Source organism: Streptomyces sp. NPDC053048 (genome assembly GCF_044547045.1).
Classification (GTDB): Bacteria; Actinomycetota; Actinomycetes; order Streptomycetales; family Streptomycetaceae; genus Streptomyces.
The window spans coordinates 404960-420353 of sequence record NZ_JBITZS010000003.1 but is presented as its reverse complement, the minus strand read 5'-3'; the positions used below and the strand labels follow the sequence as shown (position 1 = coordinate 420353).

The following is a 15394-nucleotide window of genomic DNA, read 5'->3' as shown; positions in this document are numbered from 1 at the left end:
CTGCCACCCCCATCCCGGAAGGAGCGCCGTGCCCTCGTCCGCCGAGCCCCGAACCGCCTCAAACAGTGGCGGCGTCCAGTCCCTCGAGCGCGCCTTCGACCTGCTCGAGCGGATGGCCGACGCCGGTGGGGAGGTCGGACTCAGCGAGCTGTCCGCGAGCAGCGGCCTGCCGCTGCCCACCATCCACCGCCTGATGCGCACCCTGGTGGCCTGCGGCTACGTACGCCAGCAGCCCAATCGCCGGTACGCGCTCGGCCCCCGGCTGATCCGGCTCGGCGAGAGCTCCGCCCGCCTGCTGGGCACCTGGGCCCGCCCGCACCTCGCGCGCCTGGTAGAGGAGACCGGCGAGACCGCGAACATGGCGCTGCTCGACGGCGACGAGGTCGTGTACGTGGCGCAGGTGCCCTCGCGCCACTCGGTCCGGATGTTCACCGAGGTCGGCCGGCGCGTGCTGCCGCACACCACGGGCGTCGGCAAGGCGCTGCTCGCCCAGTCCCCCGACGACGAGGTCCGCGCGCTGCTGGGCCGTACCGGCATGCCGGCCGCGACCGAGAAGACGATCACCACGCCGGAGGGCTTCCTGGCGGAGCTCGCCCGGGTGCGCGAGTCGGGCTTCGCGATGGACGACAACGAGCAGGAGATCGGGGTCCGCTGCCTCGCGGTCCCGGTGCCCCACTCCCCCACGTCGGCGGCCATCTCCATCTCCGGCCCGGCGGGCCGGGTCACGGAGGCCGCCACGGAGAGGATCGTCCCGCTGCTGCAGCTCGTCGCGGCGGAGCTGTCGGAGTCGCTGGCCGCCACCACCGTGTCCGCCTGAGCCACCCCGGGGGGCGTGTCCGACGGGCCGGTACGCCGCCTTACGCCCGCTCGCCGTTCGCGGCACCCCGGCCGCCCTCGCGCGGGCGGGGCACCTCCGCCCCGTCCGGCACCGCCGGGGCCGGTGCCTGCTCCGGCAGCCCGCCGAAGCTGTCGACTGCCGTGCGGACGGCACCGAGGGCGGGGGCCAGGGCGCTGACGGAGCCGACGGCGCCCGCCACCAGCAGCAGGGAGCGGCGCAGCCGGGAGACGTCGGGCTGTCCGGCGCGTGCCATGGCGTCCAGGGCGGCCAGCTCGTCCTCGGCGGCGTCCCTGTCGGGTAACGGGGCAGGATGCCCGGCCAGCTCCCGGCGCAGCCGGGACACCGCCGCGCCCAGCTCGCCGACCCTCGGGTCCGGATTTTCGCCGGAATGTCCCGCTCGCTCCTCTTCCACCACTACGGCGCCTTCCGCCACGACCTGTCCCCCTCCACGCGTCGTTCGCGCGGATCAGTTAACGCCACTTTCCGTGCGACGCGCCACACGCACAGCGAAATTCAGGCCGCGCGTTCACGTACGAGTGACGAACTGGCGTCCGACGCACATCCGGCCAGGCATGCGCTATGCAGGGGCTATGACGCGAACAGCGGACACGGGTGCGAAACAGGCGTGCGTAGCGGGGCTGTTGCTGGCGGCGGGCGGCGGGCGACGGCTCGGCGGCCGGCCCAAGGCGCTCCTCGAGCACCGGGGCGAGCTGCTGGTGGAGCACGCGGTGCGCGTGTTGCGCGAGGGAGGCTGCGGGCCGGTGCATGTGGTGCTGGGCGCGGGGGCGGCCGAGGTACGGGCGCGGCTCGGGGCGCCGGTGGCGGATGTGGTGCTGGTGGACAACCCGCACTGGGCACGGGGGATGGCCTCGTCGCTGACGGCCGGGCTGGCCTCGCTGGCGGAGCTCCCCGGCGTCCCGGCCGTCGTGGTGACGCTGGTGGACCAGCCGTACGTCGGCGCGGCGGCCGTCGCGCGGGTGGTCGCCGCGCACCGGGCCGGCTCGTCCCTGGCGGCGGCGGCCTACGGCGGCGTGCGGGGGCATCCGGTGCTGTTCGGCCGCGAGCACTGGGCGGAGGTGGCGCGGACGGCGTCCGGCGACCGGGGGGCGCGCGCGTATCTGCGTCAACATGCCGCCGCCGTACGGCTCGTGGAGTGCTCGGACGTCGCGGCGCCGGACGACATCGACGTCCCGGACGATCTCGCGCTGCTGGAACGACGCCTGGAACGGCGCCTGGAATGACGCCATTGAACTTCCATAATGAGAAAACTATTCTCCGTTGGAAACGCACGGCTTCTCCCGCGCTCCCGCCCGGCCGAAGGCCCGCCCTCTCCCAAGGAGTGACGCCCATGCCCGCACCCGCGACGCCGTCCACGCCGGCCGTCGTCGACGCCCCGCCCGTGGACCGGCAGGAGGAGGTGCTGACCGAAGGGGCCCTGGCCTTCCTCGCCGCGCTGCACCGCCGGTTCACCCCGCGCCGGGACGAGCTGCTGGCCCGCCGCGCCGCGCGCCGCGCCGAGATCGCCCGTACCGGCGCGCTGGACTTCCTCCCGGCGACCGCCGCCGTCCGCGAGGACCCCGACTGGCGGGTGGCCCCCGCCCCGCCGGCGCTCGAGGACCGGCGCGTGGAGATCACCGGCCCCGCCGACGACCGCAGGATGACGGTCAACGCCCTCAACTCCGGCGCCCGCGTCTGGCTCGCCGACTTCGAGGACGCCTCCTCCCCCGCCTGGCGCAACGTCGTGGGCGGCCAGCTGAACCTCATCGACGCCTACCGGCGCCGCATCGACTTCACCACCCCCGAGGGCAAGCGGTACGCGCTGCGTCCCGACGCGGAGCTGGCCACCGTCGTGATGCGCCCGCGCGGCTGGCACCTCGACGAGCGCCACCTCACCGTCGACGGCCGCCCGGTCCCCGGCGCGCTGGCCGACTTCGGCCTCTACTTCTTCCACAACGCCCGCCGCCTGCTCGACCTCGGCAAGGGCCCCTACTTCTACCTCCCCAAGACCGAGTCGCACCTCGAGGCCCGGCTGTGGAACGACGTGTTCGTCTTCGCCCAGGACTACGTGGGCATCCCGCACGGCACGGTCCGCGCCACCGTCCTCATCGAGACGATCACCGCCGCGTACGAGATGGAGGAGATCCTCCACGAGCTGCGCGAGCACGCCTCCGGGCTCAACGCCGGCCGCTGGGACTACCTCTTCTCCGTCATCAAGAACTTCCGTGACGGCGGCGAGAAGTTCGTCCTGCCCGACCGCAACGCCGTCACCATGACGGCGCCCTTCATGCGCGCGTACACCGAGCTGCTGGTCCGCACCTGCCACAGGCGCGGTGCCCACGCCATCGGCGGGATGGCGGCGTTCATCCCCTCCCGCCGCGATCCCCGGGTCAACGAGGTCGCCCTGGAGAAGGTCAGGGCGGACAAGGACCGGGAGGCGGCCGACGGCTTCGACGGCTCCTGGGTCGCCCACCCCGACCTGGTGCCCGTCGCCCGCGCCTGCTTCGACGCGGTCCTCGGCGACCGGCCGCACCAGAAGCACCGGCTGCGCGAGGACGTGCGGGTGACGGCGGATCAGCTGACGGCCGTGGACACGCTGGAGGCGAAGCCGACCTCCGAGGGGCTGCGCAACGCCGTCCAGGTGGGCCTGCGCTACATCGAGGCGTGGCTACGGGGCGTGGGCGCGGTGGCCATCTTCAACCTGATGGAGGACGCGGCCACCGCCGAGATCTCCCGCTCCCAGATCTGGCAGTGGGTCGACGCGGGCGTCGTCCTCGACACCGGCGAGAAGGTCACCCCCGCGCTGGTGCGCACCGTGGCCGCCGAGGAGCTGGCCGCGGCCCGCACACCCGAGGGCGCCTGGCAGCAGGCCCACGACCTGCTGCTGAAGGTGGCGCTGGACCCGGACTACGCGGACTTCCTCACGCTGCCGGCGTACGAGCTGCTCGAGTAGGAACGGCCCCGGCGGCCGGTGCGGCCGTCGTCAACCGACGGCCGCACCGAGCGCGACGAATCCGCAGATCAGCACGGCCAGAATGGCCAGCAACGGCCAGACGAACCGCAGATACCGGTCGTACCCCACCTTCGCCAGCGAGACCCCGCCCACCACCACGGCGGTGGTCGGCACCCACAGGTTCATCCAGCCGCTCGCCGACTGCCAGGCGGTGACCACCACCGCGCGCGATACGCCCGCGAACTCCGCGAGCGGCGCGAGGATCGGCATCGCCAGGGTGGCGTGGCCCGAGGTGGAGGGGATCAGGAACGCCAGCGGCAGGTTCACGATGTACACCAGGATCGCGAACACCACCGGCGGGGTGCCGGTGACCACGTCCTCGACGGCGTGCAGGACCGTGTCGAGCACCTTGGCGTTCGTCATGATCACGGTGACGCCTCGGGCGAGGACGATGACCAGGGCGGGGGCGATGAAGTCGGCCGCGCCCCGCACGACGGCGGCGCTCAGCCGCTGCTCCCCCAGCCGGGCGACCAGCCCCACCAGCAGGGCGGCGCCGATGAACAGGGCCGCCAGCTGGGCGAAGGACCAGCCCGGCTCCCAGGCGTAGGGCTCGGCGTCGGCGCGGCCGGTGAGCGCGCTCGACCAGGGGATCACCGAGAAGATCATGAACGCGAAGACCAGGGCGACCAGCACCAGCACGGCCTTGTGCAGCCCCGTCAGCTCCGGTGGCTCCAGGGCCTGTTCGGCGAGCTCCCGGTCGCCCTCGCGGAACCCCACCAGCGAGCGGGCGGGGTCGGCGCGCACCCGGTGCGCGTACCGCACGACGTAGCCGATGGTGACGCCCGTCAGCACCAGCCACATGGCGAAGCGCAGGGCGATGCCGTCGCCGAGGGAGACGCCCGCCGCCGAGGAGGCCACTCCGGTGGCGAACGGGTTGACGGTGGAGGCCAGTACGCCGACGCCGGCGCCGAGGATGATGGTGCCGGTGGCGACCATGCGGTCGTAGCCCAGTGCCAGCATCAGGGGCACCAGCAGCCCGTAGAAGCCCAGCGTCTCCTCGGCGAAGCCCTCCACGGTGCCCAGCAGCGAGAAGACGGTCATGATGCCGGCGATGAGCAGGGCGCCGCGCTCGCGCAGCCGGTGGGCGAGCCGTTCGATGCCCCGGTCCAGGGCGCCGGTGGCGAAGACGACGGTGATGAACGCGCCGATGGCCAGGACGAACAGGAAGACGGCGGCGCTGCCGTAGAGCGCGCCGACGCCGTCCGGGGTGACCTCGCCCGATGCCGCGTCGCGCACCCCGTACAGGCCGTTGACCGGTGCGAGGAAGAGCTGGCCGAGCCGGTGACCGAAGTCGCCGGGGGCGGCCTCGCGGTGGTAGGTGCCCTGGACCGGGTCGCCGTCGGGGCCGCGGTCGTAGGCGCCGGAGGGGATGACGAAGGCGAGCGCCCAGACGATCAGGGTGACGGCCGCGAGGACGGTGAGCGCGCTGGGGAAGACGAAGCGGCGCCGCTCCGGGTGCTCGCCGTCCGGCCGCTCGGTGGGCTCGGGGGGCTCCGCCCCGGCTTGCTGGTCCACAGCGGCACCCCTCTCCACACTGTCGGGCGTTTTGGTGGAGATTGTTCAGTAATGCGGCTCTTGCCCCTAGTCGCCACGCGCAGACCGCGCGGGCGGTGCGGACCGTGCGGCACCCAGGTGGTGGAAGGCCAGGTTGAGCACGACCGCCGTCAGACAGCCGGCGCTGACGCCCGAGTCGAGGACGACCTTCAGGGTCTCGGGGACGCCCGCGTCGTCGTAGAAGCTCCGGGAGACCACCGGGATCATGCCGACGCCGAGCGAGGTGGCGGCTATCAGCAGGTTCTCGCCGCGGTCGAGCCCCGCCCCGATCAGCACATTGATCCCGGCGGCGGCGACCGTGCCGAACAGCACGATGCCCGCGCCGCCCAGCACCGGCTGCGGCACGAGGGCGATCAGCGAGGCGCAGACCGGGCTCAGCCCGAGCAGGACGAAGATCAGCCCGCAGGCGGCGACGGTGAACCTGCTGCGCACCCCGGTGATGGCCACCAGGCCGATGTTCTGCGCGAAGGCGCTGTTGGCGAAGCCGTTGAAGAAAGGGCTCACCGCGGTGCCCAGGGTGTCGGCGCGCAGCCCGGCGGCGATGACCTTCTCGTCGGCCCGGCGGCCGGTGATCTCGCCGAGCGCGAGCATGTCGGCGGTGCTTTCCGTCATGCACACCAGCATCAGCACGCACATCGAGACGATGGCCGGCAGCTCGAACTGCGGGTGGCCGAAGTGGAAGGGCCCGGGGAAGCCGGCGAGGGCCGCGTGGCGGGTGACGGTGGTGTCGACGGCCCCCGCGGGGATCGCCACGAGGGTGCCCACGACCAGCCCGAGCAGGATGGCGATCTGCTGGAGGAACCCCTTGAGCAGCCGCCGCAGGACCAGCACGGTCACCAGGGTCACGCCCGCCAGGCCGAGACCGGTCGGCGAGGCGGGCCGTTCGGGGTGCCCGCCCTGGATCCAGCCGAAGGCGACGGGCAGCAGGGTGATGCCGATCAGGGTGATGACGGTGCCGGTGACCACGGGCGGGAAGAAGCGGACGAGCCGGCAGAACCAGGGGGCCAGGAGGAAGCCCAGCACGCCGGCCACCACCACGGCGCCGTAGATGACGGGCAGGGCGTCGCGCCGGTCGGACTGGGCGTCGGCGATGGCGAGCATCGGCGCGACGCCCGCGAAGGAGACGCCGTTGACGAACGGCAGCCTGGCCCCCACCTTCCAGAAGCCGACCGTCTGCAGCAGCGTCGCGATGCCCGCCGTGAACAGGCTCGCCCCCACCAGGAAGGTCAGCTCCACCGGGGAGAGCCCGACGTGGGCGCCGACGACGAGGGGCGGTGCGACCACTCCGGCGTAGCTGGCCGCCACGTGCTGCAGGCCGCTCGCGAGCAGCTTGCCGGGGCCGGGCAGCCGGTCCACGGGGTGGACTGCCACTGCGGTTCCTCCTGTCGGTGGGGGCCGCCGCGCGTCGGGGCGAGGCGGGAGAAGGACCGGGGCGCGCCGCTGTGCCGCGCCCCGGTCCGGCCCGGCCGAGGGCCGTCCCCCTCGGCGGGTCCGTCAGGACACGCGTCAACCCGCCGCGGCGACGCGGGCGAGGCGGCGGGCCTCGTCGCGGGCCTCGCGGGCGATGGTGTCCTCGTCGGCGGTGACCAGGCGGCCGTCCTCGACGACGGGCCGGCCGTCGACCAGGGAGAGGGTGACGGGCGCGGGCGGGCCGAGGACGAGGGCGGCGACGGGGTCGGCGATGGTGGAGTGGCCCAGCCCGTCGAGCTTCCACAGCACGACGTCGGCGAGCTTGCCGGGCTCGAGCGAGCCGGTCTCGGCGGCCCGGCCCAGGACCTGTGCGCCACCGTAGGTGCCCAGCCGCAGGGACTGACGGACGGTCAGGGCGCCCTCGCCACCCGCGAGCCGGTGGATGAGGAGGGCGTTGCGCAGCTCGGTGTGGAGTTCGCCGGACTCGTTGGAGGCGGTGCCGTCGACGCCCAGGCCCACGGGGATCCCGGCGGCGAGCATGTCGGGGACGCGGGCGGTGCCGGCGGCGATGCGGGCGTTGGAGGAGGGGCAGTGGCCGACGCCCGTGCCGGTGCGGGCGAACGCCTCGATGTCGGCGTCGCTCATGTGGATGCAGTGGGCCATCCACACGTCCTCGCCGAGCCAGCCGGTGGACTCGAAGTAGTCGGTGGGGCCCATGCCGAACAGTTCCTTGCAGAACCGCTCCTCCTCCACGGTCTCCGAGCCGTGGGTGTGCAGGCGCACGCCCTTGCGGCGGGCGAGGGCCGCGGCCTCGCGCAGGAGTTCGGTGGAGACGGAGAACGGCGAGCAGGGCGCCACGCCGATGCGCAGCATCGAGCCGAAGGACGGGTCGTGGTGGGTGTCGATGGCCTCCTCGGTGGCGATGAGGGCGGCCTCGGTGGTCTCGACGGCGAAGTCGGGGGGCAGCCCGCCCGCGGACTCGCCGCGGTCCATGGAGCCGCGCGTCGGGCTGAACCGTACGCCCAGCTCGCGGGCGGCGCGGATCTCCGCGCCGAGCAGGTCGCCGGAGCCGCGCGGGAAGACGTAGTGGTGGTCCATGGCGGTGGTGACGCCCCCGCGCATCATCATGGCGAGGGAACCGCGGGCGGCGGCGTGGACCATCCGCTCGTCGATGCGCGACCAGATGGGGTAGAGGGCGACGAGCCAGTCGAAGAGGCCGGAGTTCTGGGCGAGGCCGCGGGTGAGCCACTGGTAGAAGTGGTGGTGGGTGTTGACCAGGCCGGGGGTCGCGAGGTGGCCGGTGCCGTCGACGCGGCGGACCGGCCCTGCGTCGCCCTCCGGCGGCGCGGGCGCGGGGCCGGGGCCGACGGCCTCGATGAGGTTGCCGCTGATGACGATGTGGCCGCTGTCGTACTCGGTGTCGCCGGCGTCGACGGTGGCGATCGCGCAGTTCTCGATGATGATGCGCGGCGCCGGTCGGGGGGCTGAGGGTGGGGGTGGGGGTGGGGGTTCCGCCATGGTCGCGTGTCCTTCGGGGTCGTCAGAGGTTCGTCAGGTCCACCGGGATGCGGGGTTCGGCGCCGTCGCGCAGGACGGTCGCCTCGATGAGGCCGTAGGGGCGGTCGGCCGCGAAGTAGACCTCGTTGTCGTTCTCGAGGCCGAAGGGCTCGAGGTCGGCCAGGAAGTGGTGCTTGTTGGGGAGGGAGAGACGGATCTCCTCGATGCCGGGGCAATTCTCGAGGACGCGTGTGCCCATCCGGTAGAGCGTCTGCTGGAGGGAGAGGGAGTAGGTGCCGGCGAAGGCCTGCAGCAGGTGCTCGCGGGCCTGGCGGTAGGAGTCCTCCCAGTCCGCGTGGGGGCCGGTCCGGTCCGCGTCGTGGCCCGCGTGCCGCCAGCACGCCTGGACCTGGGTGGCGAGGATGCGGTCGCGGGTCTCGGGGAGGGTGGTGTACCGGTCCTTGACGTAGCCGGTGAACTCCGAGTCGGTGGAGTTCAGTACGACGAGGTCCTTCAGTCCGGAGACGACCTCCCAGGCGGTGCCGTCGAAGGTGATCTGCGCGGTGCGGACCTCCTGGTTCTCCCTGACGAAGGAGTGCCGCTTGGAGCCCGGGGTCTCGATGCGCCCCCAGGCGTACTCCTCGACGCGGATGCGGGCCGTGGTGATCGCGGGCTGGCCGGTGACGAAGTGGCGGGCGAGCCGGATGCCGAACTCCTCGGCGGAGGCGATGCCGTGTTCCTTGGCGAAGGCGAAGACGGTGTTCTTGGTGGTGTCGGTGGTCAGGATGTTGGCGTTGGAGCCGGAGAGGTGGACGTCCGTCATGTCGCCGGAGAGGGAGACCGAGACGTTGAGGTCCTTGATGTGGTGGGTGGAACCGTCGCGGGTGATCCTCACGACGCGGTTCTCGGCCTTGCCGTACTGGTTCTGACCCAGGATCACGGTGCCTAACTCCCTCGGTATACGGAGTAGCCGAACGGGCTGAGCAGCAGGGGCACGTGGTAGTGCTCGCCGGGCTCGACGGCGAAGGTGACCGCCGCCTCGGGGAAGAAGGCCGCGCCGCCCTCGGCGGGATCGGGGCGCAGGTAGGGTCCGACGACGAAGCGCAGGCGGGCCTGGGCGGTGTGCGGCGGCAGCGCGGGGAAGCCGGCGCAGCGCCCCTCGGCGTCGGTCCACCGGGCGGCGAGCAGCGACCAGTCGCCGTCCGCGCCCTGGCGTACGGCCAGTTCCACGCCGACGCCGTCGGCGGGGCGTCCGGCGCCGGTGTCGAGGACGTGCGTGGAGACCGTGGTGGTGCTGCCGGTCATGGGCGGGTGGCTCCTTCGGTGGCGGGGTGCACGGCGAGCCGGGCCAGCCGGATGCGGTTGATCCTGCCGAGCTCCCCGCGAACGATCTCGCGCTCGCGTTCCGGGGGGTTGCCGATCCGGCGGCGGAGGGCGTCACGCATCTGTTCGGCGGTGAGGCCGGTGGCACAGATCAGGAAGACGTGCCCGAACCGTTCCTGGTAGGCCAGGTTGAGCTCGAGCATCTCGGTGCGCAGGGCGGCGGAGGCGTCCGCCATGCCGCGCTGTTCGCGCGCGGAGACCGCGTCGCCGGGGGCGGGCCGGCCGATGGGCGGGTGGGCGGCCATGGCCTCGGCCAGATCGGCCGGGCCCAGGCCCGCGACGGCGGTGTCGCTGGCGGTCAGCAGTTCCTCGGCGTCGCGGTAGGGGCGCCGCGCGAGGACCTGCTCGCCCCACGCGGCGCTGGCGCAGATCTCGCGCAGTGCGGCCCGCGCCGAGCGGTCGTCGGCCGCGTTGAACCGGGTGAGCCCCGGCGTCGAACTCGAAGTCACGGGAACCTCCGTGGCGCTTCTCGCTGCGCTCGGATGAGCTGCGCATAGCTAACGCCCTGAGGAACACCGCGTCAACAGTTTGTTGAAAAAGCTAGTCGCGATTCAGATAGTTGTAGATCGTGAACCGACTGACGCCGAGCGCGGCGGCGACGGTCTCCACGCCGTGGCGCAGCGAGAAGGCGCCGCGTGCCTCCAGGTTCCGCACGACCGACTGCTTGACCCTGCGGTCGAGTTCGGCGAGCGGGACGCCGTGGCGGCGCTCCAGGTCGGCCAGTATGCGCTCCAGCGATTCGGCCAGGTGCGGAAGCCGTACGGCCACGACCTCGCGGCCCTCCCAGGACAGCACGACGTCGTCGGCCCCGGCCTGGTCCGGCTCCAGCAGCTGCCCGCCCATGGCGTCGACGAGCGGCCGGACGGCGGCGCGGAACGGGTGCTCGCTCACCCGCCGTTGCCTTCCGTGACCGCGGGCACCACGTTGACCTGCAGCGACACCCGGGTGGCACCGGCCCCCAGGGACGCGCGCAGCATCTCGTCGAGGGCGGCGAGCACGGCGTCGGCCCGGCCCTCGACGGTGTTGCCGAACGGCCCGACATCGACGGCGTCCAGCTCGGCCCGCCGCATCACCTCACGCGCCGTCACGGCGTGGGTCGGGGCCTCATCGAGGTCGAACGGCTCTGTCGTGAACTCCACTCTCAATCGCACGCGGTCAACGTACCGGGCCCTTGACAGGACTGTCCGCACGGGAGCAGCCTTCCTCTTGATGGAATTCAATTTCCGAACTACGGAATCGACACTGCGAAGGAGGAGGCCCGGTTGCACCGCTTCGATGTGAACCTCTCGATCCTCTTCACGGAACTGCCGCTGCTCGAGCGCCCGGCCGCCGCCGCGGCGGCCGGCTTCACCGAGGTGGAGCTGTGGTGGCCCTGGCCGCACACCCCGACGCCGCCCGAGGACGAACTCGCCGCGCTGCGCGGCGCCTTGGAACGGGCCGGGACGCGGCTGGTCGCCCTCAACCTCTACGCGGGCCGCCTGCCGGGCCCGGACCGGGGCGCGCTGTCCGTTCCCGGCGAGGAGTCCGAGCGCTTCCGCGCCAACGTCGCCGTCGCGGCCGATTTCGCGCGGTCACTGGGCTGCCGGGCGCTCAACGCCCTGTACGGCAACCGGGTGGACGGCGTGCCCGCCGAGGAGCAGGACGCGCTCGCGCTCGCCAACCTCGCCCACGCGGCACGGGCCGCCGACCGGGTGGGGGCCGTGCTGCTGATCGAGGCGCTGAACGCCGTGGAGTCCCCGCGGTACCCGCTCGGCGACGCGGCGTCCGCCGTGGCGGTCGTCGAGAAGGTCGACGCGGCGACGGGGCTGGGCAACGCCCGGCTGCTGATGGACCTGTACCACCTGGCCATGGCCGGGGAGGACCTGCCGGCGGTCGTCGACCGGTACGCGGCCGTCACCGGGCACGTCCAGATCGCCGACGTTCCGGGACGCGGGGCGCCGGGCACCGGCGGCCTGGACCTGCCCGGCCTGCTCGGCCGGCTGCGCCGCGCCGGGTACGCGGGCCCCGTCGGCCTCGAGTACCGGGCCGCCGGCGGCACGAGCGCGGACGCCTTCGGGTGGCTCGCGGAGTACTGAACACCCGTACCTGGCCCTACCGGAAGGAAGACCCATGCCACTGCCCCGCGTCGCCTGGATCGGGCTCGGCATCATGGGGGCGCCCATGGCCGAGAACCTGCTCAAAGCCGGGTACGCCGTCACCGGGTACACCCTCGAGGCGCACGGACTCGACCGGCTCGCCGCGGCCGGCGGCACCCCCGCCCGTTCGGTGCGCGAGGCCGTCGCGCACGCCGGCGTGGTCGTCACCATGCTTCCCGCGGACGCCGAGGTGGCCGCCGTCGCCCACGGCGACGACGGCGTCCTGGCGCATGCCGCACCCGGCACCCTGCTGATCGACATGTCCTCGGTCACCCCGCGGACCGCCGTCGCCCTCGCCGAGGCGGCGCGACCCCGGGGCGTGCGCGTCCTCGACGCGCCCGTATCCGGCGGCGAGGCCGGGGCCGTGGAGGGCACCCTGTCGGTCATGGTGGGCGGCGGGCGGGCCGACTTCGACGAGGCCAGGCCCCTGCTCGGCGCACTGGGCACGACGGTGGTCCACTGCGGCCCGCACGGCGCCGGGCAGACCGTCAAGGCCGCCAACCAGCTGATCGTCGCGGCCAATCTGCAGGCGTGCGCGGAGGCCGTGGTCTTCCTCGAGAAGTCCGGCGTGGACCTCACCGCCGCGCTCGACGTCCTCTCCGGCGGCCTCGCCGCCTCGGCCGTCCTCACCCGCAAGCGGCACAACTTCCTCGCCCGCGAGTTCACCCCCGGCTTCCGCATCGACCTGCACCACAAGGACATGGGCATCGTCACCGACGCCGCCCGCCGGGCCGGCGCCGTGCTCCCGCTGGGGGCGCTCGTGGCGACGCTGGTGGCCGCCGCCCGCGCCCAGGGCGACGGCGGCCTCGACCACTCCGCCCTGCTGCGCGGCGTCGAACGCCTCTCGGGCACACCGGGGGCGGCGTCATGACGGGCATCGCCACCATGCCCGCCATGCGGGCGGCCGTGCACATCATGCGGGACGAGGGCGTCGACGTGGCCTTCGGCTGCCCCGGTGCCGCGATCCTCCCGCTGTACCAGGCGATGGAGGCCGTCGGCGGCATCGAGCACCTGATCGTCCGTCACGAGGAGGGCGCCGCCCACATGGCCGACGCCTGGGCCCGCACCAACGGCCGCGTGGGCGTCGCCATCGCCACCTCGGGGCCGGGCGCCACCAACCTCGTCACCGGGCTGTACACCGCGTTCGCGGACTCCGTGCCGATGGTGTGCGTCACCGGGCAGGCCGTCTCGGCAAAGCTGCACCAGGAGGCGTTCCAGGCCGTCGACATCGCGGCCGTCGCCCGGCCGGTCACCAAGTGGGCGGTGCAGGTCAAGGAGGCGGCGCAGATCCCGTGGGTCTTCCGGGAGGCGTTCCGCACCGCGCGGGAGGGGCGCCCCGGGCCCGTACTGATCGACCTTCCGCTGGACGTCGCCCGGCGCGAGATCCGCTACGACCCGGCGACCGACACCCGGCTGCCCGTGCGGACCGTCGCGCCGCACCCGCCGCGCGTGGCCGCCGCCCTGGACCTGCTGCTGGCCGCCGAGCGGCCGCTGGTGCTCGCCGGGGGCGGGGTGATCCTCGCCGAGGCGGCGGCCGAACTGCGCGCGCTGGTGGAGTACCTGCGGGTGCCGTTCCAGGTCACCCTCATGGGCAAGGGCGTCATCGAGGACGACCACGAGCTGCACATGGGCACCACCGGCATCCAGACCTCCCAGCGGTACGCCAACGCCTCGTTCCTGGAGGCGGACTTCGTGCTGGCCGTGGGCGCCCGGTTCGGCGACCGGCACACCGGTGCGGACACCGCCGTCTACAAGGGGGCGCGGACGTTCGTCCACGTCGACATCGAGCCCACCCAGCTGGGCCGGGTCATCGAGCCGGACCTCGGCGTCGTCTCGGACGCGCGGCTCTTCCTCGCCGCCCTGCTCGCCGAGGCCCGTACGCGCGCGGCCCGGCCCCGCACGCGGGCCTGGCTCGAGCGCTGCCGGCAGCTGAAGCGGACCCTCACCCGCCGCGAGGACTTCGACACCGTCCCCATCAAGGCGCCCCGCGTCTACAAGGAGATCAACGAGGCGTTCGGCGAGGACACCCACTTCGTCACCGCCATCGGCCTGTACCAGATCTGGGGCGGTCAGCATCAGAAGGCCCACCGGCCCCGCCACTACCAGGTGTGCGGCCAGGCGGGGCCGCTCGGCTGGGAGATACCGGCGGCGATCGGGGTGAAGAAGGCCCTCCAGGGCATGGGCCGGGGCGAGTCGGAGGTGGTCGGCGTCGTCGGCGACTACGGCTTCCAGTACCTGGTCGAGGAGCTGGCCGTGGCGGCGCAGTACGACATCCCCTACGTCCTGATCATGCTCAACAACGAGTACCTGGGCCTGATCCGGCAGGCCTCGGCCGGCTACGGCATGAACTACCAGGTCGACATCCACTACGACGAGACGGGCACCGACAACGTCGCCGTCGCGCGGGCCTACGGCTGTTCCGCCCGTCGCGTCACCGAACCCGCCGCCATCCGTCCGGCGATCGAGTGGGCGCGCAAGGAGGCCGTCGCGACGTCGCGTCCCGTGCTGGTCGAGATCATGATCGAGCGGGAGGCGAACACCCCGCACGGCCCGGACATCGACTCCGTACGGGAGTTCGAGCCGCCGCCGTGAGCCGTGGCCGCCCCGGAGCCTCCGGGCGCCGGCGCCGGCATCGTTGTCGTCGCGCCCCGGCGCCGCCGCCCGGAACCTCTCCCTTCGCGGCCTTGGCGATTCGCTCCCGGGCCGGGCCCGCATCGTGGACGATGGGGTACCCCACAACCCCTACGGACCACTCGCTGGAGCCGACCATGGCCAAGAGCGTGCCGGTGCACTGCCCCACGTGTCACCGGGAGCACTCCTTCACCCCTCCTACGTTCCCCTGCGCCTGTGGCGCCCCCCTCACCGTGCCCGTACTGCCGGACGCCGAGGCCGAGTTAGTGGCGCACCGCACCTGGCGCGACTCCTGGGTCTCCGTGCGCTGCCCGTCCTGCGACCGCGAGGGCCAGTGGCCCAGGCCCGAGTTCGGCTGCTCGTGCGGGACGGTGGTGCGGCTGCCCGTCGAGCCGGTGCGCGAGCCGGAGCAGGAGCCGCCCGCCGAGCCCGCCGCGCGCCGGCGTCCGGTCTCCCGCGCCGTCTTCCGCCCGGTCGCCATCCGCACCGAGCGCGACGCGGTGATGGCCGCCGAACGCTATCTGCGCTGGCTCGGCTTCACCGACGTGCGGCGTCCCGGCACCTGCCCGGCCCCCGCCGCCACGGGCGTGGACCTGCGGGCCACCGGGCTGGTGGCCCGGGTCGACCCGACCACCCTGCCCACCACGCTGCGCGACATCGAATGCCTGTGGTTGCACGGCCTGCTGGACGCCGCCGACCCGGCCTGCTTCTCCCTGGCCGGCTACGCCCCCGACGCCCGCTGCCGGGCGGACGACCTGCGGCTCCCGCTGTTCGTGATGGATCTGACGGGCACCCCGCGGGCCCTGAACGAGTGGGCCGACGAGCTGGTCCGGCGCGGCCGCGGCTGACCGCCGCGACGGGCCCGCCCGCACCGCCAAGCTCAATTCTTGCTCTGAACTCGGCGTGCGCCATGGCCAGTTGGGGCCTACGGGCCGA

At 73.5% G+C, this 15394-nt stretch carries 16 protein-coding genes; 7 read left to right on the top strand and 9 right to left on the bottom strand.

Annotated elements, in window-relative coordinates; translation table 11 throughout:
- Nucleotides 1-28: 28 nt before the first annotated feature.
- Nucleotides 29-817, top strand: a complete 789-nt coding sequence (locus tag ACIG36_RS10050) for an IclR family transcriptional regulator (protein ID WP_399924960.1) — start codon at nt 29-31, stop codon at nt 815-817.
- Nucleotides 818-857: 40 nt separating this feature from the next.
- Here the strand turns inward: ACIG36_RS10050 and ACIG36_RS10045 are convergent, their stop codons facing one another.
- Entirely contained in the window at nt 858-1271 is a 414-nt protein-coding gene (locus tag ACIG36_RS10045; protein ID WP_399924957.1) for a DUF5955 family protein, read from the bottom strand.
- Between the two features lie 157 nt (nt 1272-1428).
- On the opposite strand from ACIG36_RS10045, the gene ACIG36_RS10040 reads away from it, so the two are divergent.
- Nucleotides 1429-2079, top strand: a complete 651-nt coding sequence (locus ACIG36_RS10040) for an NTP transferase domain-containing protein (protein WP_399924954.1) — start codon at nt 1429-1431, stop codon at nt 2077-2079.
- Between the two features lie 107 nt (nt 2080-2186).
- Nucleotides 2187-3788, top strand: a complete 1602-nt coding sequence (gene aceB / locus ACIG36_RS10035) for a malate synthase A (protein ID WP_399924951.1) — start codon at nt 2187-2189, stop codon at nt 3786-3788.
- A gap of 30 nt (nt 3789-3818) precedes the next feature.
- Here aceB and ACIG36_RS10030 read toward each other — a convergent pair whose 3' ends face one another.
- The 8 genes from ACIG36_RS10030 to ACIG36_RS09995 form a co-directional block, all read right to left on the bottom strand.
- The gene (locus ACIG36_RS10030) at nt 3819-5363 is read right to left on the bottom strand and encodes a YfcC family protein (protein WP_399924948.1); all 1545 of its coding nucleotides are present in this window, start codon (nt 5361-5363) and stop codon (nt 3819-3821) included.
- A gap of 66 nt (nt 5364-5429) precedes the next feature.
- Entirely contained in the window at nt 5430-6773 is a 1344-nt protein-coding gene (locus ACIG36_RS10025; RefSeq protein WP_399924945.1) for a nucleobase:cation symporter-2 family protein, read from the bottom strand.
- A 135-nt stretch (nt 6774-6908) separates the two neighbouring features.
- Nucleotides 6909-8330, bottom strand: a complete 1422-nt coding sequence (locus tag ACIG36_RS10020) for an 8-oxoguanine deaminase (protein WP_399924942.1) — start codon at nt 8328-8330, stop codon at nt 6909-6911.
- Nucleotides 8331-8352: 22 nt separating this feature from the next.
- Nucleotides 8353-9249, bottom strand: coding sequence for a factor-independent urate hydroxylase (gene pucL / locus ACIG36_RS10015; RefSeq protein WP_399924939.1), 897 nt, complete (start codon nt 9247-9249; stop codon nt 8353-8355).
- A gap of 5 nt (nt 9250-9254) precedes the next feature.
- Nucleotides 9255-9614, bottom strand: a complete 360-nt coding sequence (gene uraH / locus ACIG36_RS10010; protein WP_399924936.1) for a hydroxyisourate hydrolase — start codon at nt 9612-9614, stop codon at nt 9255-9257.
- Nucleotides 9611-10141, bottom strand: a complete 531-nt coding sequence (gene uraD, locus ACIG36_RS10005; RefSeq protein ID WP_399924933.1) for a 2-oxo-4-hydroxy-4-carboxy-5-ureidoimidazoline decarboxylase — start codon at nt 10139-10141, stop codon at nt 9611-9613. Before uraD ends, uraH begins: the two co-directional genes overlap by 4 nt.
- Before the next feature lie 91 nt (nt 10142-10232).
- A complete protein-coding gene (locus ACIG36_RS10000; protein ID WP_399925398.1) occupies nt 10233-10535 on the bottom strand; it encodes a helix-turn-helix domain-containing protein in 303 nt (100 codons plus the stop codon).
- 44 nt (nt 10536-10579) lie between these two features.
- Nucleotides 10580-10843 carry a thiamine-binding protein gene (locus ACIG36_RS09995; RefSeq protein WP_399924930.1) on the bottom strand — a complete coding sequence of 88 codons (264 nt, stop codon included), beginning with the start codon at nt 10841-10843 and terminating at the stop codon, nt 10580-10582.
- Nucleotides 10844-10954: 111 nt separating this feature from the next.
- On the opposite strand from ACIG36_RS09995, the gene ACIG36_RS09990 reads away from it, so the two are divergent.
- The 4 genes from ACIG36_RS09990 to ACIG36_RS09975 all read left to right on the top strand — a co-directional run bounded on the left by ACIG36_RS09990 (nt 10955) and on the right by ACIG36_RS09975 (nt 15306).
- Nucleotides 10955-11767, top strand: a complete 813-nt coding sequence (locus ACIG36_RS09990) for a TIM barrel protein (RefSeq protein ID WP_399924927.1) — start codon at nt 10955-10957, stop codon at nt 11765-11767.
- A 34-nt stretch (nt 11768-11801) separates the two neighbouring features.
- On the top strand, nt 11802-12698 hold the full coding sequence (locus ACIG36_RS09985; protein WP_399924924.1) for a 2-hydroxy-3-oxopropionate reductase: 897 nt from the start codon (nt 11802-11804) through the stop codon (nt 12696-12698).
- The gene (gene gcl / locus ACIG36_RS09980; protein WP_399924922.1) at nt 12695-14419 is read left to right on the top strand and encodes a glyoxylate carboligase; all 1725 of its coding nucleotides are present in this window, start codon (nt 12695-12697) and stop codon (nt 14417-14419) included. The genes ACIG36_RS09985 and gcl overlap by 4 nt, the downstream gene beginning before the upstream one ends.
- A gap of 176 nt (nt 14420-14595) precedes the next feature.
- On the top strand, nt 14596-15306 hold the full coding sequence (locus ACIG36_RS09975; protein ID WP_399925396.1) for a hypothetical protein: 711 nt from the start codon (nt 14596-14598) through the stop codon (nt 15304-15306).
- The last annotated feature ends 88 nt before the right edge of the window (nt 15307-15394 follow it).